The sequence below is a fragment of the Dokdonia sp. Dokd-P16 genome, assembly GCF_003095655.1.
Lineage (GTDB): Bacteria > Bacteroidota > Bacteroidia > Flavobacteriales > Flavobacteriaceae > Dokdonia.
This window is the reverse complement of record NZ_CP029151.1, coordinates 173,193-195,731: the sequence shown is the minus strand read 5'-3', so window position 1 is coordinate 195,731 and position 22,539 is coordinate 173,193. Positions and strand designations below refer to the sequence as shown.

The window sequence follows — 22,539 nt, the reverse complement described above, 5'->3', positions numbered from 1 at the left end:
AGATATAGACATATGAAAATAGCAATCATAGGAACGGGAAATTTAGGTCTTGCCATCGCAAAAGGACTAATCACAAATAATGCGGTGACTAGCTTATATCTTACTAAAAGAGATATTTCGAGTATCGAAAAATGGGATGCATATAAAGAGGTGACAACTACGAGTGATAATCGTGATGCTGTTGCAAAAAGTGACATTCTCATATTCGCAGTACAGCCAGGTCATTTTGCAGGTATACTTGAAGATATTAAAGAACTACTTACTGAGAAACATATTATCATCTCTACAATCACAGGTTTTAAAGTGCCGCAAATCGCTGAAATTGTAGGAGACGATCAATTTATTATACGAGCAATGCCTAACACTGCTATTGCTGTTGGGCAAAGTATGACCTGTTTATGTAGCAACACGGCAGGCGAAAAGCGTATTGCCATAGCCGAAGCCATTTTTAATAAACTAGGCACAAGCCTTATTATTCCAGAAGGACTGATGCAAGCTGCTACAGTAATCTGTGCGAGTGGTATTGCTTTCTGGATGCGATTGATAAGAGCAACTACGCAGGGAGCCATACAGCTAGGTTTTGACGCAAAAGAAGCACAAGAACTTGCTATGCAAACCTGTCTAGGAGCTGCCACTTTGGTTATTAAATCTGGAAACCATCCAGAAGCAGAAATTGATAAAGTGACTACGCCAAAAGGCTGTACTATAGAAGGTCTCAATGAGATGGAACATTCAGGTTTAAGCTCTTCTCTCATAAAGGGAATTGTGGCTAGTTATCAAAAAATTAATAGCATCTCATAGTGCTTAAAAATAAAGAGTATGAAATTATTTGATGTATATCCACTTTATGATGTTGCTCCTGTCAAGGCAGAGGGATGCTATGTGTATGATCAAAGTGGTCAAGAGTATCTTGATTTATATGGCGGTCACGCGGTGATCTCTATAGGTCACGGGCATCCTCATTATATAGAGAAATTAAAAACGCAGATGGATGCCATAGGGTTTTATTCTAATGCAGTTCAGAATCCGTTACAGGTGGAGGTTGCTCAGAAGTTAGGAGCACTTTCTGGTTGTGAAGATTATGATTTGTTTTTCTGTAACTCTGGCGCAGAGGCAAATGAGAACGGATTAAAGCTAGCTTCTTTTGAAACAGGTAAAAGTCGTGTGGTAGCTTTTAAAAATAGCTTTCACGGGAGAACATCTGCCGCGGTAGCAGCGACAGATAATCCTACCATTGTTGCGCCTATAAATGCGCAACACAAAGTATCCATAATTGACTTGGGCAATACAGAGCAACTAGAGGAAACTTTGCAACAAGGAGATTGCTGTGCGGTGATTTTAGAATTTATACAAGGTGTAGGAGGTTTAGATCAATCTACAGAGGTGTTTTATCAAGATGTTGCCGCGCTTTGTAAAAAATATGATGTAAAACTCATTGCAGACGAGGTGCAATCTGGTTTTGGGAGATCTGGAGATTTCTTTGCTTTTCAAAAGTATAATATCACGCCAGATATCATCACCATTGCAAAAGGAATGGGTAACGGTTTTCCCGTGGGAGGTGTCCTGGTGCATCACTCCATTGAGGCGAGATATGGGATGCTGGGAACGACCTTTGGCGGTAATCATCTTGCTTGCGCTGCTACACTGGCAGTTCTCGAAGTGATTGAAAAGGAGCATTTGATGACACACGCAAAGGAAATGGAAACCTACTTTAGGGAGAAAGCACTTGCCTTTGGCAATCGGGTGACTGTAAAAGGTCGCGGACTCATGCTAGGGTTAGACCTTGGCTATGATGTAGGGGCATTGCGCAAAAAACTCATCTACGAGCATCATATTTTTACGGGAGGAGCAAAAAACAAACACGTGCTCAGAATACTTCCACCACTTACGATTCAAAAACCACAGATAGATTTACTATTTGAAGCATTACACAAAGAGTTATGAAGAACTACATATCCATAAATGATATTCCTAATTTAGAAATGGCGATTAAAGAAGCGCTGTATATGAAGGAGTATCCGTACGCTTTCGCGAAAGCGGGAAAACAAAAAATCTTAGGTCTTCTATTTTTTAACTCGAGCTTACGTACTAGACTAAGCACTGAAAAGGCTGCCAAAAATCTTGGGATGGAAACGATGACACTCAATGTAAACAGTGATAGCTGGCAACTAGAGTTTGAAGATGGTACTGTGATGGATGGTACAAAAGCAGAGCATATCAAAGAGGCTGCGCAGGTGTTATCGCAATATTGTGATGTACTTGCCGTGAGAGCTTTTCCAGGGCTGGTAGATAAAAGTCAAGATGAGCTAGAGGTCGTGCTTTCTGCATTTATGCAATATGGGAGTGTGCCCGTTGTAAATCTAGAGAGCAGTACGGCGCATCCGTTACAAGGGTTTACAGATGCAATCACGATTTACGAACTCTCCGAAAGTCTACGTGCAGCAAATAAAAAGCCTAATGTTGTGTTGACCTGGGCGCCACATCCTAAAGCCTTGCCGCACGCAGTCGCAAACTCATTTGTACAGACGATGCAAAAGGCAAATGTAAATTTCACAATTACTAATCCAGAGGGGTATGATCTCAATCCAGAAATACGTGGTGAAGTACCTGTGATTCATAATCAGAAAGAAGCCTTTGCAAATGCCGATATCATTTATGTGAAAAACTGGAGCAGCTATGAAAATTATGGTAAGGTGCAATCGCAAGACAGTAACTGGATGATTAATGCCGAAAAACTTAAGGAAACCAATCAAGCCAAAGTAATGCATTGTCTACCTGTGCGTCGTAACGTTGTCATTGCAGATGATGTACTAGACACCGAGTCAAGCGCTGTAATCCAGCAAGCTGGTAATAGAACGTGGGCTGCACAATGGGTGCTTAAAAACATACTCGATAATGATAAATAAACAGCAACTTACCGTAGTAAAAATAGGTGGAGACATTGTAGATTATGATGAGCTACTCACCTCATTTTACACGCATTTTAAGGCAATTTCTGGTCCTGCAATTATCATACACGGTGGAGGAAATAAAGCATCTACCCTACAAGAGCAGCTGGGTTATGTTCCAGTAAAAGTAGACGGGAGAAGGGTGACAGATGAAATTACGCTAGAGGTTGTGACGATGGTGTATGCCGGACTTCTCAATAAGAAGCTTGTCGCTGGCCTGCAGGCAAAAGGTAAGAACACCATAGGACTTTCTGGCGCAGATGGTGATGTCGTGAGAGCGCATAAACGCGAAGTGACGACGGTAGATTATGGTTTTGTGGGAGATATAGATAGAGTGAATGTGAGTTTTATAAATGACCTCCTTTCTGACGGTAAAGTGCCCGTATTTTCTGCAATTACGCACGATGGTAATGGGCAATTGCTCAACACCAATGCAGATACACTCGCTGCCAAAATCGCGGTAGCAATGAGCTCTCTCTATAACGTTCAGTTGTTTTATTGTTTTACAAAACCAGGTGTCCTTGAAGATGTAAATAATGATGAATCGATAGTAACGCGCATAGATAAAGGGCTTTATAAAGAGATGAAAACAGCGGGACAAATATTTGAAGGTATGATTCCTAAACTAGATACTGCTTTTGAGGCGCTCGATCAAGGCGTTATGAGAGTGCATCTGGGCGAGGTTGACATTCTGAGTGATAACACTACAAAACACACGACACTATGTCTTTAAAAACTCAAATAGATAGCGCCGTAGCATTACTACAATCACTCATTGAGACACAAAGTTTTTCTAGTGAAGAAGACGGCACAGCTTTACTTATTATAAACTGGCTAGAGGAGAAGGGGATTACGCTTTCGCGAAAGCGTAATAATATCTATGCATTTAATAAACATTATGACGCGTCAAAACCGTTATTGCTTCTCAACTCCCACCACGATACGGTTAAGCCAAATAAAGGATATACGAGAGATCCTTATAATGCCGAAATTAAGGACGGAAAATTGTACGGTCTAGGAAGTAATGATGCAGGTGCAAGTCTTGTGGGCTTATTAACAGCGTTTGTATATTTTTATGAGCGTGAGGGGATGTCTCATAATATTGTAATTGTAGCTTCTGCCGAAGAAGAGTCAAGTGGTCCTAATGGTCTGAATAGTATGCTTGCGCATCTGCCAGAGATAGATGTTGCCATAGTAGGCGAGCCTACACTTATGAACCTCGCCATTGCCGAAAAAGGTCTTGTCGTTTTTGATGTAGTTGTAAAAGGAACAGCAGGTCACGCAGCTCACATAAAGGAGAATATGGCTATTTATAATGTGATAGAAACCTTGCAGTGGTTTGAAAATATAACTTTTGATAAAGTGTCTGATACGCTGGGAGCAACTAAGGTTACAGTAACTCAAATCAACGCAGGTAGTCAACATAATGTAGTGCCTAGTCAGGTAGAGCTCGTTATAGATGTGAGAGTTAATGAACATTACAGCAACCAAGAAATCGCCGATTTTATGATAGAGAATGTGCCTTGTGACACGATACAGCCAAGGTCATTACGATTAAATAGTTCGCGTATCCCAAAAGAGCACAAGCTTGTACAAGCTGGAATTGCATTAGGCAGGGAAACTTACGGTTCGCCTACCTTATCTGACCAAGCTTGCTTGAGTTGTCCATCTTTAAAACTAGGTATAGGCGACAGCACTCGCTCTCATATGGCAGATGAGTTTGTCTATGTACACGAGATAGAGCAGGGGATTCCATTATACATCGAGCTCTTAGAAAAATTTTTAAACGCATAAATAATAAAGGTTGTTGCAATAGTGTGAATAGCATAACCTACTAATAAGATACCTATGAAACTTTGGGAAAAAGGAATACCAACTGATCAAAAAATAGAAGTATTTACGGTTGGAAATGATCGTGAGATTGATATCCATATTGCTAAGTATGATTTGCTAGCCAGCAAGGCACACGCAACGATGCTCGCATCTGTGGGCTTACTTACAAAAGAGGAGAGCGAGCAGTTAAATAAGCAATTAGACCTTATGCTTAAGCAAGAGCAGGAAGGAACATTTGTTATAGAAGCAGACTTTGAAGATGTACACTCTAAGATAGAAAGTGACCTTGTAAAAGCACTAGGAGATACGGGTAAAAAAATACATACAGCGAGATCTCGTAATGATCAAGTTCTTGTGGCGCTAAACCTTTATTTTAAAGCAGAATTATCTCAAATAACTGAAGGCGTAGAGAAGTTGTTTACTACACTTATAAAACTTGCAGAGACGCATAAAAATACCTTACTACCTGGATATACACACCTTCAAGTGGCAATGCCGTCATCATTTGGGCTTTGGTTTTCTGCCTATGCAGAGTTGCTTATTGATGACCTTTACTTGCTCAGAGCAGCGCAGAAGGTAGTAGATCAAAATCCGCTGGGGAGTGCCGCTGGATATGGGTCTAGTTTTCCTATCGATAGAGAGATGACTACCAAGCAACTTCAATTTGCCGATTTGAAATATAACGTAATTGCAGCCCAACTCTCAAGAGGGAAATCTGAGCGTACCGTAACACAAGCAGTTGCAAATATTGCAAATACGCTAAGTCGTTTTGCAATGGATATATGTTTGTACTGTTCTCAAAATTTTGGGTTCATGAAGTTTCCAGATGCACTTACTACGGGTAGTAGTATAATGCCGCACAAAAAGAATCCAGATGTATTTGAGCTTTTGCGTGGTAAGTGCAATCAGTTACAAGCAATCCCACAAGAAATGATTATGATTACAAATAATTTACCAAGTGGTTACCATAGAGATTACCAGTTACTTAAAGAAAATGCTATTAAGTCTGTTGAGGACCTTAAGGTAGTGCTAGATATTTTTGAGTTCTCTATTGCTCAGGTTCAAGTGCAGGATGTTAATCTAGATGATGAAAAGTATCAACACCTCTTTACAGTAGATGCTATCAACGATCTTGTAACCGCTGGTGTACCTTTTAGAGAAGCATATAAGCAAATAGGGGAACAGGTAGAAAATGGAACATTTACAGCAGGAAATACAAAGGAGCACTCACATTTAGGAAGTATACATAACCTAGGTCTAGATAAGATTCAAGCAAAATTTGACAAGGCGGTATCTTAATGAGTATGGAAGACTTAAGACACATAATGAGCTTATGTAAAATAGTATCTTCGCACTATGAGTAGCATTAAAACCTTTTTGCGTTCACTACTAGAAATAGTAGAAAACGTATACGAAAACTCTCGCAAGGCAAGTAGAAAACGTACTTGGCATCAGCACGTAGTTCCCTATGAAGGGGACTGGGCTGTAAGGCGTGAAGGTAATAAGCGTATCACCTCAAAGCATCAAAAGCAGAGTACTGCCATACGTAAAGCAAAGAGTATTGCACGTAAACGCAAGGCAGATGTGATTATACACCGTGCAGGTGGTGGCATACGCGAGCGTATAAACTACGATTAAATAATTGTGCTTTGTCCTGCGTGAATATTTTTAAAATTACGATTTGTGTCTTCTGGATTAAGAATGTAATCTGCAATAAAGTCGCCCACTTTTGAAGTGCTTAGTGGCTTTTTGGGATTGAGATCTTCTGTAGAGAAACCTAATTCTAAAGATTTTTCTACAGCGGTTTCTATACTGGCTGCCTCTTCTTGCAAGCCTAGGTGTCTTAACAACATCGCTGCAGATAATATAGAAGCCAGCGGATTTGCAATTCCCTTGCCAGTCGCTTGCGGGTAGGAGCCGTGTATGGGTTCAAAAAGTGCATTTTCATTTCCTACAGAGGCAGATGCTAGAAGTCCTATAGAACCACCTATTACACTTGCTTCGTCAGATATAATATCACCAAACAAGTTTTCTGTTAAGATCACGTCAAACTGTTTTGGGTTTAAAATCATTTGCATTGCTGCATTGTCTACAAAGAGAAAATCTACCGCTACTTCAGGATATCCTTTGGCAATCTCAGTTACTGTTTTTCTCCAAAGTCGTGATGTTTCTAGCACATTTGCTTTATCTACGAGCGTTAATTTTTTGCGTCTGTTTTTTGCTTCTTTAAATGCCAGATGCGCTATTCTTGAAATTTCCTCTACAGAGTACGAGCAGCCATCAGATGCAACTTGACCATCATCACTAAGGTGTTTTTCGCCAAAATAAATGCCACCTGTTAATTCGCGATAGATAGACATATCTGTGCCAGAAATAATCTCTCTTTTAAGTGGTGAATTATCAATAAGCTGTTCGTAAGCCTTTACTGGGCGAACATTACAAAAGAGTCCTAGTGACTTACGCAATCTCAAAAGACCTTGCTCTGGACGAACTTTGGCCGTAGGGTCATTGTCATATTTTGGGTCGCCAATGGCCCCAAATAATATAGCGTCAGATGCTTCACAAATATCCAGCGTTTCCTCAGGAAGCGGATTACCAGTAGCATCGATGGCGCAAGCGCCCATCATTGCTTCTGTATATGTGAAGTGATGTCCGTATTCATCTGCTACTGCCTCTAGGGCTTTTTTTGCTTGAGCAGTAACTTCTGGTCCTATCCCGTCCCCAGGTATGATTGCAATATTAAAATCCATAGTGTGTGTTTGAATTATGTACTAAATCCCCGCCTTTGTAAGCGAGGATCTGGTAACCATTTATATAAAGTGTTTTATTAAAACACCATTCGTTCTTTTTCAAAGGCTTCTATTTCTGCCTTTTTACTTAATAAAAAATCTATATCGTCATACCCATTGATCATACAAACCTTCTTGTAAGGATCTATGTCAAATTCCGCTTTCGTACTTCGACCTTGCTCAGCATAAACTCCAGCCATCTCAACCACTTGATTTTCTAGATCTATTGTAATAGGCAACTCAGGGTTTGCTTCTATACTTGCTAGTAATTCCTTAAGATACTCCGGAGTCACCTGAATAGGAAGCAAGCCATTGTTAAGTGCATTACCTTTAAAAATATCTGCAAAAAAACTTGATATCACAACCTTAAATCCATACCCTACAATTGCCCAAGCAGCGTGTTCACGGCTAGATCCACAACCAAAGTTATCTCCAGCTACCAGAATTTTTGCTCCTGCATATTGTGGTTTGTTAATAGGGAAATCTGCATCTAGCGTCCCTTCTTTTGTAAAACGCCAGTCTCTAAAAACATTATTACCAAATCCTTTCTTATCTGTCGCCTTCAAGAAGCGTGCAGGGATAATCTGGTCTGTATCTATATTTTCTATAGGAAGCGGAACCGCGGTGCTTATGAGTTTTGTAAATTTTTCCATTAGGCTACAGCTTCTTTTGTGACGTCTACTATTTTTCCTGCAATGGCAGTAGCGGCAGCTACAAGGGGAGAAGCGAGGATTGTTCTCGCACCTTGACCTTGGCGGCCTTCAAAATTTCTATTTGAGGTAGAAACACAGTACTCTCCAGCGGGAATTTTATCATCATTCATCGCTAGACAGGCTGAACAGCCAGGCTGCCGTAAGGCAAACCCAGCCTCTTCAAACACCTCTTTAAGCCCCTCTTCTTCGAGTTGCTTTGCTACTTGTTGTGAGCCAGGTACTAGCCAGGCGTTCACATTTGCAGCTTTATGTTTTCCGCGCACGTATGCTGCGGCTATTCTAAAATCTTCTATTCTTGAGTTTGTACAACTTCCTAAAAACACATAATTAATAGGCGTATCTAGCAGTTGATCTCCACCCTTGAAGTTCATATACTCAAGCGCTTTTTCAAAGGTCATATCGCCTTTCTCGGGAATAGCGCCGTTTATTTTTATCCCCATTCCTGGGTTTGTGCCGTAGGTGAGCATAGGTGCTATATCTTCGGCATCAAAGTGGTATTCTTTGTCAAAAGTGGCATCTTGATCTGTAGGGAGTGTTTTCCAGTAGGATACCGCTTTCGCGAAAGCGTCACCCTGCGGAGCAAATTTGCGTCCTTCTACATAATCAAATGTGGTTTGATCTGGGGCAATCATACCGCCACGAGCACCCATCTCGATACTCATATTACAAACCGTCATACGACCTTCCATACTCATTTCCTCAAAAACATTACCCGCATACTCACAGAAGTAACCAGTACCAGCGTTCGTGCCAATTTTTGAGATGATGTATAAAATCACATCCTTAGGAGAAACGTGCGGTGCAAGGGTTCCATTTACAGAAACGCGTAGGCTTTTAGGTTTGTTAAGTAATAGGCTCTGACTCGCAAATACTTGTCCCACCTGACTCGTCCCGATACCAAAGGCAATAGTGCCAAAAGCCCCGTGGGTTGAAGTGTGACTATCACCACATACCATAGTCATACCTGGTTGTGTGATGCCCAGTTCTGGTGCCATCACGTGCACAATGCCATTGTATTTGTGACCTAGACCATAGAGTGTAATACCGTGTTTCTCACAGTTATTAGTGAGTTGTTGCAACTGTTTGCGCGACATCTCATCCTTGATAGGAAGATGCTGATTTTCCGTTGGGGTGTTATGATCTGCCGTGGCAACTATTTGATCTGGACGCGCCACAGGAATGCCTCGTTCCTCAAGCTCATTAAATGCCTGCGGACTGGTAACTTCATGTATTAAATGCTTATCGATATATAAAATCTGTGGACCGTTATCTACCGTATCTACTACGTGTGCATCCCAGACTTTATCAAATAGTGTTTTTCCCATTGTATTGTGTTACTCAAATTTCACTTTGTAAAAATAGAGTTGGTTATTGTTAAGCTACTGCTCCTGATTTAAGCTGTATGCGATCCATTATCATATGGATGTCATTATCCTTTACTTCTTTTTGTCTATCTGCTACATTAAGAAACTGTTCATAAGCTGCATCTAGTTGAATCTTGGTCAATTCGTATCCTACTTTTTTAGATCTGTAAGCAAGTGCTGCTCTACCACTTCTTGCAGTAAGCACGATAGAAGTCTCATTTACTCCCACATCTTTAGGGTTCATAATCTCGTAGGTCTCTCTATTTTTAATCATACCATCCTGATGGATTCCTGAGCTGTGCGCAAATGCATTTGCACCTACAATAGCCTTGTTAGGTTGTACGACCATTCCCATCTTATCACTCACCATACGGCTCGTGTCAAAAAGGAGTTGGGTATTTATATCTGTGTGAAGATTGAGGGTAGGATGTTGTTTAAGTATCATCACCACTTCCTCTAGAGAGGTATTACCAGCACGCTCTCCTATACCGTTTATGGTACATTCTATCTGTCTTGCTCCATTTATAACGCCAGCAATACTATTTGCAGTGGCTAGACCAAGATCATTATGACAGTGACAAGAGAGGATTACGTTTTCTATACCTTTTACGTTTTCGCGTAAGTATTTAATTTTTGCTCCATACTCTTCAGGTAAACAATAACCTGTAGTATCTGGAATATTAAGGACGGTAGCGCCTGCTGCGATTACTTGCTCAAGAACCTTTGCAAGAAAAGCATTATCTGTACGACCCGCATCTTCTGCATAAAACTCTACATCATCCACAAAATTTTTCGCGTAAGCGGTAGCCTTAACAGCGCGCTCAATAATCTGTTCTGGTGTGGCGTTAAATTTATATTTCATATGCGAATCGCTAGTTCCAATACCCGTATGTATTCTAGGTCTAACGGCATATTTTAAAGCTTGCGCGGCAACTTCAATATCTTTCTCAACTGCGCGAGTTAGACCACATACGGTTGCGTTTTTTACGAGTTTTGATATCTCTGCCACAGAGGTAAAATCTCCAGGTGATGAAATAGGGAATCCAGCTTCTATAACATCTACACCTAGAAGGTCCAGACGCTCTGCTATGGTGAGCTTTTCTTTTTTGTCTAATTTACAACCAGGAACCTGCTCTCCATCTCTAAGAGTCGTATCAAAAATCTGAACTTTGTCGTTTTGCATAGCATTCATTTCTACACGAATTTATACCTTGCTTATTCTTAAACGATGTGAGTTATAAAGAAGCTTACGATATCAAGGTTAATTTTAGTCTAATCAAATATCTGTATTTCAATTAGTTATGAGAAAAATCATTACAACGCTTAATGATCATAATGATTCTTTATTTATTTTAATAAAGTCATTATCTAAGAGTGAGAAGCGCCAGTTTAAACTGTACGTAGGCCGACTCGTAGGAAATAGCGAGGCAAAATTTTTACAACTTTTTGAATTCCTAGATAAAGAGAAAATATACAATGAGACTGCAATTTTAAAGTCTGGTATTGTTACTAAAACACAACTTTCTAACCTTAAAGCGCATCTTTATAGGCAACTATTAATAAGCTTACGACTCACTCCTGCGCATCAAAATATACGTGTTCAAATACGAGAGCAGCTAGATTTTGCAACCATCTTATATCAGAAAGGGTTGTATAAACAAAGCCTCAAAATTCTAGATAAGGCCAAAAGTATGGCGCTCGAGAATGAGGAGAAAAATGTTGCCTACGAGATTGTAGAATTAGAGAAAATTATAGAAACTCAGTATATCACTAGAAGTATAGCTACTCGAGCAGATGAGCTTGCTGTACAAGCAAAAATGCTAAGTGAGCAAAATGTAATGGCTAGTAAGCTATCTAACCTCTCATTACAATTATATAGTATCATGCTCAAGACGGGCTATGTGAAAAGTGATGCAGAGAAGCAGCGCCTTACTGACTACTTTGATGGGCATTTACCTAAATATAATTATGACACACTCAACTTTAGAGAAAAGTTATGGTTGTACAAAGCACATCTTTGGTATAGTTTTTTAACGCAAGACTTCCTGACTAGTTACAAGTATGCAGATCGCTATGTGAGACTTTTTGATGATAACCCCACGATGATTAAGCAAAACCCAGTATTTTACCTAAAGGGAATACATTATTTGCTCGAATCTTTATATTACCTCAAACACGAATCAAAGTTTAAGGAAGCCCTAGATAAGCTTACTACCGTAAAGGAGAATCCCAACTTTCCTAAGGGTGATAACCTAGATACGCTACTATTTCTATATACTTCAAGTAATCGCTTTAATCATAAGTTTATGACGGGAAGTTTTAGTGATGAGGATGGACTCGTAAAAGAGGTGCTTGCAGGATTAAAATCACCTAAATATAGAATAGATGAGCATCATGTAATGATATTCTATTATAAGATTGCAAGTCTATACTTTGGAGCCGGAGATAACGTGAAATGTATAGAGTACTGTCAAAAAATAATCAATAATCATAGTCTCAAAAGTAGAGAAGATCTCATGTGCTTCTCACGTATTCTTAATCTCATTGCTCATTATGAAGCTGGTAAGGACTATCATCTAGAGTCGCTATTAAGAAGCACCTATAAGTTTTTAATTAAGATGGATGATATGCATGAGGTACAAAAAGAGATGATTAAATTTGTGCGAAACTTAGGCGATATATACCCTCACGAACTCAAGGGAGCTTTTAAGAATTTACACAGCACGCTCAAGCAATATGAGGAAGATCCTTATGAGCGAAGAGCATTTTTATACTTAGATGTATTGTCCTGGTTAGAGAGTAAAATAGAGAATAAACCTGTGGCAGATATAATCAAAAATAAAGCGCATCAATCTTTGCGTTAATTATGTACATCATAGTGTTCCCTCAACTATAATTATCATATGAAAAATAGCACTAAACATATATTAGAAATTAATCTTGCCATGCTTTTTGTGAGCACATCTGGTGTTTTGGGGAGGTATATAGATTTACCTCCTGCAGTAACCATAGGTATCAGATCTTTTGGAGCAATGCTATTACTTGGCCTCTTTATAAAGTGGAAAGGTTTTTCTTTTACGCTTGCGCGAAAAGATATGCTTGCGATTGCTCTTTCTGGAGTTTTTATGGGACTACACTGGATTACCTACTTCTACTCATTACAACTATCTAATGTGGCTATCGGGATGCTCTCGCTATTCACTTATCCTGTGATGACTAGTTTGCTAGAACCGCTATTTTTGAAGACTAAGTTTTCAAAAATGCACTTGTTACTAGGGGTGCTTGTCTTGATAGGTATTTACTTTCTTGCACCTACTTTTGATACAGAAAATGATTACTTCCTTGCGATACTCATAGGCTTGCTTTCTGCATTATGCTTTGCGATACGTAATTTATTAGTAAAGACAAAAATAGGTTCCTATAATGGATCTGTGGTAATGTGGTATCAAACACTGGTGATAGCAATTATGCTTATACCAGCATATTTCATTTTTGATGCAGAGGGCTTTGTCGCAGAGCTACCTTATATAGGATTACTAGCCCTTGTAACCACCGCCTTAGGACACACGATGTTTCTCTTTAGTATCAAAAGATTTTCTGTTACAGCTGCAAGTTTAATGGGTAGTGTACAGCCTATCTATGGAATAATTCTAGGGATTATTTTCCTTAATGAAATCCCTGGATGGCGTACCGTATTAGGAGGTTCTTTAATACTATTTAGTGTAGTGGTCGAGAGTTTAAGAGCGTCTAGAAGTAAGTAGGTACTTTTTAATTACACGCCTTCCACACAGCATCTCCTTCGGGCACTTGGGCAGTAAATGTCATTTCTTCCTTTTGTACAGGATGTGTGAGGGTAAGCTTTCGCGAAAGCAAACTTATACTACCATCAGGATTGCTACGGTCAAAACCATATTTAAGATCGCCTTTTATAGGAGATCCTATAGCTGTAAGTTGAGCCCTAATCTGGTGATGTCTGCCCGTGTGCAAGTCAATCTCTAGGAGATAAAAAGTTTTAAGTTTTTTTATAACTCTATAATCCAAAATAGCCTTTTTACTATCTGGAACCTCATGCTTATGTGCGTAGCTTTTGTTTTGCTTTGGATTCCTTTTTAGGTAATGAATAAGAGTTCCACTCTCTGCTGGCGGCGGATTTTTTACGAGTGCCCAGTAAGTCTTTTTTGTTTCCCTCTCTGCAAAAGCTTTATTAAGGCGTGGTAGTGCTTTGCTTGTTCTAGCAAATACAACAATTCCAGAAGTAGGCCTGTCTAATCTATGTACAACACCTAGATAAACGGCGCCTGGTTTATCATACTTTATAGCAATATATTTTTTTACCACCTCACTTAATGGTGCATCACCTGTCTTATCTCCCTGTACAATATCTCCACTACGTTTGTTAATCACAATAATGTGATTATCCTCATAAATAACGTTGAGGTTGTCTGCTGTAGATAGGGTATTATTCATTGACGGCTTTTCTTTTAGAAGCTATAATTATATCCACCTTATCACGAGTGCATATAGCTCTGCGTGATAATATGGGTATAAGGGAATTTAATACGTTGTATTAATATTGCTCATCTTCGTTAGGGAAGCTTTGATTTTTTACATCTGTGCTATATTGCTCAAATGCTTTTGTCATTTCTGTATGAAGATCTAGGTAACGTCTCAAAAAACGCGGATTGAATTCATGTGTCATTCCAACCATATCATGCGTTACAAGTACTTGACCATCTACACCAGCACCAGCCCCTATACCAATTACTGGAATCGTTAGGCTATCTGCAACCTCCTTTGCAAGTTGTGCCGGTACTTTTTCAAGTACAAGGGCAAAACAACCTGCTTTTTGAAGCATAAGTGCGTCATCTTTAAGTTTTTGAGCTTCTTCTTCTTCCTTTGCTCTTACCGTATAAGTACCAAATTTATAGATACTTTGTGGTGTAAGCCCTAGGTGGCCCATTACAGGGATTCCTGCATTAAGAATACGCTTAATACTTTCTTTTACCTCTTTACCACCTTCTAATTTTATAGAGTGCCCTCCAGATTCCTTCATGATGCGTATTGCAGATCGTAACGCTTCTTTTGGATCACTCTGGTAACTACCAAATGGTAAATCAACTACTACTAGGGCTCTGTTTATAGCACGCACCACAGAAGAGGCGTGGTATATCATTTGATCTAGCGTAATAGGTAGTGTGGTCTCGTGTCCAGCCATTACATTTGAAGCACTATCTCCTACGAGAATAACATCTATGCCTGCACCATCGACTATTTTTGCCATGGTATAATCATAGGCAGTAAGCATTGATATTTTTTCTCCACGAGCTTTCATCTCGGTGAGGGACTTTACGGTTACACGTTTGTACTCTTTTTTAGCTGTAGACATTTGACTATTTTTTGTGACGCAAAAGTAGTAAATTAGATACCCATACTGTAAATCATTCTTTATGCGTCTCAAATATCTTTTTATCCCGATGATTGCTGTCTTTGCGTTATTTGCTTTTGTTAAGGCAGATAACCATTATTACAGGTCTTTGAATCAAGATCCTCAGGGCGAACAAGAAGTAAAAGAGGTGGTGCAAATATTCTTTGAAGGTTTCCATAAGCAGGATTCATTACTTATTAAAAAGGTAGTTCATGAAGACGTTATGATGCAGTCTATAGGTAAAGGGAAACTTGGGGAGATAGAATTGAGTAAGCAAGACTTTAGTCAGTTTTTACTATCTATTTGTTCTATACCAGAAACTACTAGTTTTGAAGAACGGATAACAGATTATGAGATAAAAATGGACGGTAAAATGGCAAATGTATGGACACCATATTCATTTTATATTAATGGTAGCCTTAGCCATTGTGGTACAAATAGTTTCCAACTTTTTAAGCGCAACGGAGTCTGGAAAATCTTTTATATAGTAGATACAAGAGATCGGGAAGACTGTGTAGAAAAGCGGGGGTAGGTTTCGATACAAATACTATCTACTTATTTGCTTTTTTAAATAACAGTTTGCTCTTACTCGAGATTTGCCTTTCATTTTATGTAAGCTGGCTGACATTACTTAGGCTGCCGAGTACAGGAATTCTTCATGATTCCTATTAATTAAATTTTTATTTCAATCTTTATTGATGTTGGCGTTTTTTAATCGAACGCTAGTCATAGTATACGTTTCAGGGTTTTTTTAATTTTGTGATAAAAATTATTTTACACTTTGTTTGTAATTCTTCTGTAAGAATAGAAATTTCTCAACGTCCGAATAAGCATCAGAAAAACATTGCTTTTTGATACTAGAAAAATTCTTCGGCCGAATTTTATTTTTTAGATAGACCTTTTATAACAATCTAAAATATTCAAACAAAATGAAAACGATTAGACTTATTGCACTCAGTGCAATTGCAGCGATAACAATTTACAGCTGCTCATCAGATGATGACCAAAACAATAGTATAGATCCTACAGTAACTACAGTTACACCAACAGCAGCGAGCTTATTGCTTGCGAGTATAGAAGCAGACGGCGGAATACCTTACAACGCACAAAACCCCGTACTATCATTTACAAGTGAACAAAACGTATTCTTACCAAGTATATTAGGGATAGATTACAGAGTAGATCGTGATGTTGTACCTGCTGGTCCTACAGCAAGATTCCCTATGTTTCAAGGATGGGAAACACTACCAAATGGAGAGCGTAGAGAAGGATATTATGTCATTACAGAAGCTTCAAACAGTGAATTTGCAGAGGAATTAGGTGTAATTTTTGCTCCTAGAATGGCAAATGCAATAGGATCAGGAGGAGAGCAAAATTCTGAATGGACAGAAGATGGTAGACTTATTTTTGAAGGATCTGTAGATTTTTCTCCTACTAGATCATTAACCGCAGGAGGTACAGACGGAGAGTTGTTTGGTTTTCCACCAGCAGCAGTGAGCCCTGGAGCGGTGGCAGATGATAATTGGTCGTCTTACGTAGTATTACCAGGAACAGATATCGTAATCAATGCACAACTAGTTGCAAATAGTACAGGAATACATGATAGAATTCCAAACCCAAATGGCAATGAACAAGAAGATGAGGATGATCAAAATAATCCAAACCTTGCAAAGAATCAAGCATCTGTAGTAATGCAATTACTTGATGGATGGCATGATAACAGACCATACTATTTCCATATTGTAACAGATACATCAGATCCGGGCCCAGCAACGATAGAGCTAGGAGTTTATGCTCCAAAGCTTAATAATCTTCCTTCTTTTGGTGTATTCCCAGGAGGTTCAATGTTGCCTTTCAGTCCTACTGCAAATGGTAGAACAACAGACACAGATGGTTTTGGAGTACAAGGTCTTAATACTGCTTCTTTAAGTGATCGTCAAGTGCAAGATCCTACAAATACTTTCCCTATAGATCCACGTGATACAAGATATGCTCCAATGTGGGATGCTCATATCACAGAGTTTACAGTACCAGAAAATGAACGCCCAATATTAAGAAGTTTTGATCAAGTAAATCAATTGCTAGCAGATGGGACTTTAATTCCTTTTAGAGGTAATGCAAATCCAATTCCACTTGCAAATTCACTATCTGATTTATTGACAGGAACAGGAGCAATCATTAACTGTCCAGTAATTACACAACCAGAGAGTGCAGTAATAGGTACACAGATTGGAGAACCAAGAAATAATTAAGAATTAACGAATTTTCAACTCTTATTGATTGTTAGTTTGATTTTGTTAGAGCCTAGGAGTAGAGATACTTCTGGGCTTTTTTATAGTTAAGGTAGTTCCTTTTTTTTTAAAGGAGTTGCTACTATTTTATCTTATAAATTAGCCTCAAGTCTAAGTTTAGTTCTACACCCCATCGAGTTCCTTCTTTTTGAGATCCATCAAGATTGAAAAATGGCTCATCATTGTCATTTTGAATACGAGCATTTATAAGATTCGAGTAAGAGTTGTCTTTTCTTCGTGTACCAATCCCAACTGTTGTTCGGAAAGCCCATCTATCAGAAAAATTAATATATTCTCCAAAATTGACTAAAAACCCTGCTTTATTTCTTCTGTAATCGGCGCGCTCAAATGAAATCAAATTAACAGTGCCATTTACTGTGTTTACTGGCTCAAAATCTTCATCAATGAGTGTTTCTTTGTTAGATATATAAAAAAGCTCTACACCTAGATAGTGTTGAAAGCGTTTACCTTTACCTAAGTTATAAATAACTTCTGGGCGAACTTCCCATAAAAAGTAATCTTCCTTACTTGTAATCCATGCCGTAGCATTGATACCTACGCCAGCACTTCCTCCTATAGACCAGCGTTCATTTAAAGGGGTTATATAACCTATATTGAGACGTCCTAGAGGATTGGGTAAAACAGCACTTATCACATCAAGCGATAAGTAAGATTGGATAGGTAAACTTTGTAAGCTATCTTTTCTAGCCCATTTATCTAAACGTTTTTGTTCTCTTAGCGCCTTGCGCTCTTCTCGAGTATCTTGAGCTTGTAAATTACTAGTTAGTAAAAATAACGCGCATAGACAAGTGAATGTAAGTCTCATTATAGTGTAGGATTTAAGTAAGATTCTCTATAAAGATGCACTCTCCGCCATAAGGTTGCGTTGGATTTATAAAAGCACTCTTAACAATCTGCCATAGCTACATTAATAGCGAGCCCACCTTCTGAGGTTTCTTTATACTTCGTGTTCATGTCTTGAGCTGTTTGCCACATAGTGTCAATCACTTTATCTAAAGGGACCTTAGCGTTTGCAGCATCTCCATCTAGAGCCATCTCACAGGCATTAATAGCCTTAATTGCTCCCATGGCATTGCGTTCTATACAAGGAATCTGTACAAGTCCTCCTATAGGGTCACAAGTGAGGCCTAAGTGATGTTCCATAGCGATCTCTGCAGCCATGAGAACTTGCTCTGGGCTTCCACCCATGAGTTCTGTAAGACCAGCTGCTGCCATTGCACTAGATACTCCTATTTCTGCCTGACATCCACCCATTGCTGCAGAGATGGTTGCTCCTTTTTTAAATAAGCTTCCTACCTCACCTGCTACGAGAAGGAACCTTTTAATATCTTCAAAATTTGCATCGTGATTTTCTATAACGATATAGTACATCAATACAGAAGGGATTACTCCTGCGCTTCCATTAGTAGGAGCGGTAACCACTCGGCCTAGAGATGCATTTACCTCATTTACTGCAAGAGCAAAACAAGATACCCACTTCAATATTTCGCGAAAGCGTACCTCTTGGCTTCGTATTGCTTTTATCCACTCATACTTATCTGTATAGTTGGTGTTTTTTTGAAGTTTTAAATGAGAATCATATGCTCGTCTTCTTACATTTAGTCCGCCAGGTAATGTTCCCTCTGTGTGACAACCTATGTACATAGAGTCTAGCATCACATCCCATATTTGTTTAAAACGCTCATTAATTTCCTCTTCTGTGTGGAGATACAGTTCGTTTTCTAAAACAATCTGAGAAATAGGTTTTCCTTCTTGTTTACAGAACTTGAGTAGGTCTGTCGCTTTTTCTACCGGTCTTGGGAAACATTCAAATGCTATTTTCTTGCGTTCGGCACGTTTGCGTTCTTCTTGTACGACAAAGCCTCCTCCTATAGAATAATACTTTTCTCTTACCTTCTTATCATTAGTTAAGGTTGCAGTAAACCGTATCCCGTTAGGGTGAAAGGGTAAAAATTTTCTATTAAATACGATATCCTCATCAGGGTTGAAGTCAAAGGTAAATTCGCCATCGAGGTCAAGACGTCTAAAAAGTTTTATGTGATCTACAGTAGTAGGAATTTCATCTATATTACAGGTTTGCGGGTCTGCACCTGTAAGGCCCATAATCACTGCGACATCTGTAGCATGGCCTTTGCCAGTGAGAGATAGCGATCCATAAAGGTCTACTTTTATAGTAGAAACCATCTCAAATTTATTAGTGTCTTTTAATTTTTTAATAAAGCGTTTTGCTGCACGCCAAGGACCAAGCGTGTGTGAACTTGAAGGTCCCACGCCTATCTTAAGCATGTCAAATACGGAGATGGACTCTATTTGCTTATTCATATATCAAGCGTCATTATATAGTCGGTTTGAACCTCTGCAATCATATCATAATCATGAGTGCCTGTGATGATAAAACCTTGTTTTTTGTAGAATAAAATGGCTTCTGGATTTTCCTCCCAAACGCCGAGCCAAATGTAGTTTTTTTTATGCTGTCTCGCTTTGGAAATCGAAAAATCTATAAGCCTTTGCCCATAACCCTTGCGCAAGTAAGGAGTATCTATATAAATACGTTCTATTTCTAGCCCATTTGGCTCTCGGAATTCTGTTTGAGCCTGGTTAATGTTCAACTTTAGATACCCTATAATATTATCATCGTCACGGGCAAAGAACCATAGTGAATCCTTAGTAGCTAATTGTTTGTTGAGGTGCGCTTTCGCGAAAGCGTACTCATAATAATCGGCGATGACTTCTGGTTTATTTTTATGAGCAAATGCTGCCGAATAGGTGCGTATTGCAAGATCTTGTAGGACATCTAATTCACTGTTTTTTATAGGCGTGACAACCATAGCTTAAGAATTTTCCATTGTTTTAGAGAGTATCAAAATGATAATTACAAAACCGTTATTCATCGCATGAAGCGCCATAGGCCAAACGATATTTTTATTCTTGATTTTAAGCAATCCCATCATAAATCCTGAAATAATTCTCGGGATGATGAGTGCAATAAGTGCTGCATTAAGTACAAAGGTGTCTACATAATTATTAATGTGCACCATACCGAAAAGTAGCGAACTCGCAATAAGAACAACCATAGAGTGACGTGATAAGAAGTTACGTATCTTAAGTGTACGTTGCTCTGGTATAAGTTGTTTGAGAATAGTGAATACAGTAAATAAGAAGATAGCTATAAATCCAAGTTTTACAGCCCAGTGTACATCTGCAGGTATAAATTTATTTGAGTAAAAGAGCGGCCAGGAGCAGAGGAGGAGTATGATGTCTGAGTGACTTGGCTTTATAAGCGTGCGAAACATCATTTCCTCAATAACGGGAGCAAATAGAACCGCTAGCACAAATAACTTAAGCGGATTATTCTTCAATAACTCACGCAAAGCAGATTGCTCATAGTCTCGTTCAAATATCTCTGGAAATTGAGTTTTAAGAATCCCGAATATTGTAAAGAAGATAATGTATAATCCCCAGAGGTATAGATAGTATTTAATAAGAGTAGTGGTCTTGTTGATAGCTATATATTATTAAACAGCCCTTGAGTAAGTTACAAGGGCTGTATTTATTAAATTATATGAAAATCCTTTTAAGCATTATTTAATGTTTTGCTCCTTTTTCAATACCGACAGAGGACTTTTTGATAAAATCACGTAAATCGTCATTTGCATTGATAAGATCTTCATTGCGCAGGTACATCATGTGTCCAGATCTATAACCTTTAAAACTTAATCTGTCAGCTAGCTTACCACTTGCATTAAGTTGCCACATCACATATTTTGCATTAAAGTATGTGGTTGCACCATCATAATAACCGCTTTGTATCATCACGTTGAGGTTAGGATTTACTCCCATAGCCTTGCGTAAACTAGCGCCAGCATTGTTGTTAGAACGATCCCAAGGACGCACTGGTCCAAACATATTATAAGTAAGGTCTGTCTTTAGTCCTAATTCTTGACTGTAGTAATAGTTAATTGCTGGAGTAAAAGAATGTAACCATGAGGTAAGCTCACTGTTGTAATCTGGTCCATCGCCAGCTTCTTTTACGTCTAGTCCTTTATAACGAGAATCAAGACGCCCTATGGTAAGTCCGTCGCGGTTTCTCAGTAAATCTTTCCAGAAATAATTAAAAGGAACTTCAAGGTTGTTTTGTCTTATGGTAGTTTCTGAGAGTCCAGAGTAGTAGGCCATTTTTTTGATAGCAGCCTCTTTTTTATTTGCTTCCAGATAGCCAGATTTCACCAGTAGTGGTAAGAGTTCGTTTACGGCATAGTTTTCACTTTCGGCAAGTACTTCTGTAAGGTCTTTTTGCTGTAGGGCTGGAGGTAGCATATTGTGGTACCAAGCAGCAGCCGTAAAGTAAGGAAGGCGGTTTGCAACCTCTACAGGGCCATCAAAATCAAAACCTATTTCTGTAGGAGATACGAGTACCACCCCATTAATAAACATCCATTTATTGTCTTGAAGTTCGGCGGCAAGTCCAGATACGCGGGTGGTACCATAACTTTCGCCAATTAAAAACTTTGGAGAACGCCAGCGATTATTTCTTGTTACAAAAGTATTTACCCAATCGGCTAGATACTTAATATCTGCATTGACCCCAAAAAACTGTTTAGAGTCCGGCATTTCTCCTTTTTCATTAGGAAGCATACGGCTATAGCCAGTATTTACAGGATTTACAAAAACAATATCTGCTACGTCTAAGATTGAATTTGGGTTGCTTTTTATTCCGTACGGCTGGACAGGAAAACCTTCATCATCTATTTTGAGAATGCGCGGCCCTGTATAAGCAATGTGCATCCACACAGAGGCAGAGCCTGGACCTCCATTAAAAGAGATGACTAAGGGTCTAGTCTCGTCATTTTTAATATCAGATCGTTTATAGTAGGTGTATAATAAATTTGCAACAGGCATTCCTTCATCATCCCAAACTGGTTGAAAACCAGCTGTAGCTGTATAGGGAATCGTTTTTCCTTTAATAGTGATAGAATGATTTGATACGATGGTGGTATCTACAGGAACCGAGACTTTTTGAGAATACGCTTTCGCGAAAGCGGAAACAACAATGATACCCGCGAGAATGTGTTTGAAATACATGGATTGTAAATTTTGGTTGTACTTATAAAAATAGCATCTAGTAGCTAAACATACGGCGATAATGACGTTTTTA

22 protein-coding genes are annotated in these 22,539 nt (G+C 39.0%); 11 read left to right on the top strand and 11 right to left on the bottom strand.

Features of this window, described 5'->3' with window-relative positions:
• Positions 1-12: 12 nt before the first annotated feature.
• From proC to DCS32_RS00820, 7 genes are read left to right on the top strand one after another with little or no spacing between them, the layout of a single operon-like run.
• Positions 13-801 carry a pyrroline-5-carboxylate reductase gene (proC, locus tag DCS32_RS00850; RefSeq protein WP_108876581.1) on the top strand — a complete coding sequence of 263 codons (789 nt, stop codon included), beginning with the start codon at positions 13-15 and terminating at the stop codon, positions 799-801.
• 18 nt (positions 802-819) lie between these two features.
• A complete protein-coding gene (locus DCS32_RS00845; protein ID WP_108876580.1) occupies positions 820-1,944 on the top strand; it encodes an aspartate aminotransferase family protein in 1,125 nt (374 codons plus the stop codon).
• Complete coding sequence (locus DCS32_RS00840) at positions 1,941-2,906, top strand: N-acetylornithine carbamoyltransferase (protein ID WP_108876579.1); 966 nt, start codon at positions 1,941-1,943, stop codon at positions 2,904-2,906. The genes DCS32_RS00845 and DCS32_RS00840 overlap by 4 nt, the downstream gene beginning before the upstream one ends.
• Complete coding sequence (argB, locus tag DCS32_RS00835; protein WP_108876578.1) at positions 2,896-3,681, top strand: acetylglutamate kinase; 786 nt, start codon at positions 2,896-2,898, stop codon at positions 3,679-3,681. The genes DCS32_RS00840 and argB overlap by 11 nt, the downstream gene beginning before the upstream one ends.
• On the top strand, positions 3,672-4,742 hold the full coding sequence (locus DCS32_RS00830; RefSeq protein WP_108876577.1) for a M20 family metallo-hydrolase: 1,071 nt from the start codon (positions 3,672-3,674) through the stop codon (positions 4,740-4,742). Before argB ends, DCS32_RS00830 begins: the two co-directional genes overlap by 10 nt.
• 54 nt (positions 4,743-4,796) lie before the next feature.
• A complete protein-coding gene (gene argH / locus DCS32_RS00825) occupies positions 4,797-6,080 on the top strand; it encodes an argininosuccinate lyase (RefSeq protein WP_108876576.1) in 1,284 nt (427 codons plus the stop codon).
• A 57-nt stretch (positions 6,081-6,137) separates the two neighbouring features.
• Positions 6,138-6,419, top strand: a complete 282-nt coding sequence (locus tag DCS32_RS00820; RefSeq protein ID WP_035336350.1) for a DUF2188 domain-containing protein — start codon at positions 6,138-6,140, stop codon at positions 6,417-6,419.
• Here DCS32_RS00820 and leuB read toward each other — a convergent pair.
• From leuB to DCS32_RS00800, 4 genes are all read right to left on the bottom strand, one after another.
• Positions 6,416-7,531, bottom strand: coding sequence for a 3-isopropylmalate dehydrogenase (gene leuB / locus DCS32_RS00815; protein WP_108876575.1), 1,116 nt, complete (start codon positions 7,529-7,531; stop codon positions 6,416-6,418). The genes DCS32_RS00820 and leuB overlap by 4 nt on opposite strands.
• A gap of 77 nt (positions 7,532-7,608) precedes the next feature.
• Positions 7,609-8,223, bottom strand: a complete 615-nt coding sequence (gene leuD / locus DCS32_RS00810) for a 3-isopropylmalate dehydratase small subunit (RefSeq protein ID WP_108876574.1) — start codon at positions 8,221-8,223, stop codon at positions 7,609-7,611.
• Complete coding sequence (gene leuC / locus DCS32_RS00805) at positions 8,223-9,608, bottom strand: 3-isopropylmalate dehydratase large subunit (protein ID WP_108876573.1); 1,386 nt, start codon at positions 9,606-9,608, stop codon at positions 8,223-8,225. The genes leuD and leuC overlap by 1 nt, the downstream gene beginning before the upstream one ends.
• Before the next feature lie 49 nt (positions 9,609-9,657).
• Positions 9,658-10,830 (bottom strand): 2-isopropylmalate synthase, encoded by a 1,173-nt coding sequence (locus tag DCS32_RS00800; protein WP_108879211.1) that lies wholly within the window; start codon positions 10,828-10,830, stop codon positions 9,658-9,660.
• A 118-nt stretch (positions 10,831-10,948) separates the two neighbouring features.
• Here DCS32_RS00800 and DCS32_RS00795 point away from each other — a divergent pair, with 118 nt between their 5' ends.
• Together DCS32_RS00795 and DCS32_RS00790 are read left to right on the top strand one after the other, a co-directional pair.
• Entirely contained in the window at positions 10,949-12,511 is a 1,563-nt protein-coding gene (locus tag DCS32_RS00795; RefSeq protein ID WP_108876572.1) for a hypothetical protein, read from the top strand.
• A gap of 39 nt (positions 12,512-12,550) precedes the next feature.
• The gene (locus DCS32_RS00790; RefSeq protein ID WP_108876571.1) at positions 12,551-13,408 is read left to right on the top strand and encodes a DMT family transporter; all 858 of its coding nucleotides are present in this window, start codon (positions 12,551-12,553) and stop codon (positions 13,406-13,408) included.
• Positions 13,409-13,415: 7 nt separating this feature from the next.
• On the opposite strand, the gene DCS32_RS00785 is transcribed toward DCS32_RS00790, so the two are convergent.
• On the bottom strand, positions 13,416-14,114 hold the full coding sequence (locus tag DCS32_RS00785) for an RluA family pseudouridine synthase (protein ID WP_108876570.1): 699 nt from the start codon (positions 14,112-14,114) through the stop codon (positions 13,416-13,418).
• Positions 14,115-14,214: 100 nt separating this feature from the next.
• A complete protein-coding gene (panB, locus tag DCS32_RS00780) occupies positions 14,215-15,033 on the bottom strand; it encodes a 3-methyl-2-oxobutanoate hydroxymethyltransferase (RefSeq protein ID WP_108876569.1) in 819 nt (272 codons plus the stop codon).
• 61 nt (positions 15,034-15,094) lie between these two features.
• Between panB and DCS32_RS00775 the strand changes: the two genes are divergently transcribed.
• Both DCS32_RS00775 and DCS32_RS00770 read left to right on the top strand, forming a co-directional pair.
• A complete protein-coding gene (locus DCS32_RS00775; RefSeq protein WP_108876568.1) occupies positions 15,095-15,604 on the top strand; it encodes a nuclear transport factor 2 family protein in 510 nt (169 codons plus the stop codon).
• Between the two features lie 397 nt (positions 15,605-16,001).
• Positions 16,002-17,324, top strand: coding sequence for a hypothetical protein (locus tag DCS32_RS00770; RefSeq protein ID WP_108876567.1), 1,323 nt, complete (start codon positions 16,002-16,004; stop codon positions 17,322-17,324).
• Positions 17,325-17,445: 121 nt separating this feature from the next.
• On the opposite strand, the gene DCS32_RS00765 is transcribed toward DCS32_RS00770, so the two are convergent.
• From DCS32_RS00765 to DCS32_RS00745, 5 genes are all read right to left on the bottom strand, one after another.
• Positions 17,446-18,189, bottom strand: a complete 744-nt coding sequence (locus DCS32_RS00765) for a DUF3575 domain-containing protein (RefSeq protein WP_108876566.1) — start codon at positions 18,187-18,189, stop codon at positions 17,446-17,448.
• An 80-nt stretch (positions 18,190-18,269) separates the two neighbouring features.
• Complete coding sequence (locus DCS32_RS00760; protein ID WP_108876565.1) at positions 18,270-19,706, bottom strand: L-serine ammonia-lyase; 1,437 nt, start codon at positions 19,704-19,706, stop codon at positions 18,270-18,272.
• Positions 19,703-20,212, bottom strand: coding sequence for a GNAT family N-acetyltransferase (locus tag DCS32_RS00755; RefSeq protein ID WP_108876564.1), 510 nt, complete (start codon positions 20,210-20,212; stop codon positions 19,703-19,705). Before DCS32_RS00755 ends, DCS32_RS00760 begins: the two co-directional genes overlap by 4 nt.
• Before the next feature lie 3 nt (positions 20,213-20,215).
• Positions 20,216-20,755 carry a CPBP family intramembrane glutamic endopeptidase gene (locus DCS32_RS00750; RefSeq protein WP_162533566.1) on the bottom strand — a complete coding sequence of 180 codons (540 nt, stop codon included), beginning with the start codon at positions 20,753-20,755 and terminating at the stop codon, positions 20,216-20,218.
• Between the two features lie 214 nt (positions 20,756-20,969).
• The gene (locus DCS32_RS00745) at positions 20,970-22,466 is read right to left on the bottom strand and encodes a S10 family peptidase (RefSeq protein ID WP_108876562.1); all 1,497 of its coding nucleotides are present in this window, start codon (positions 22,464-22,466) and stop codon (positions 20,970-20,972) included.
• Positions 22,467-22,539: the final 73 nt, after the last annotated feature.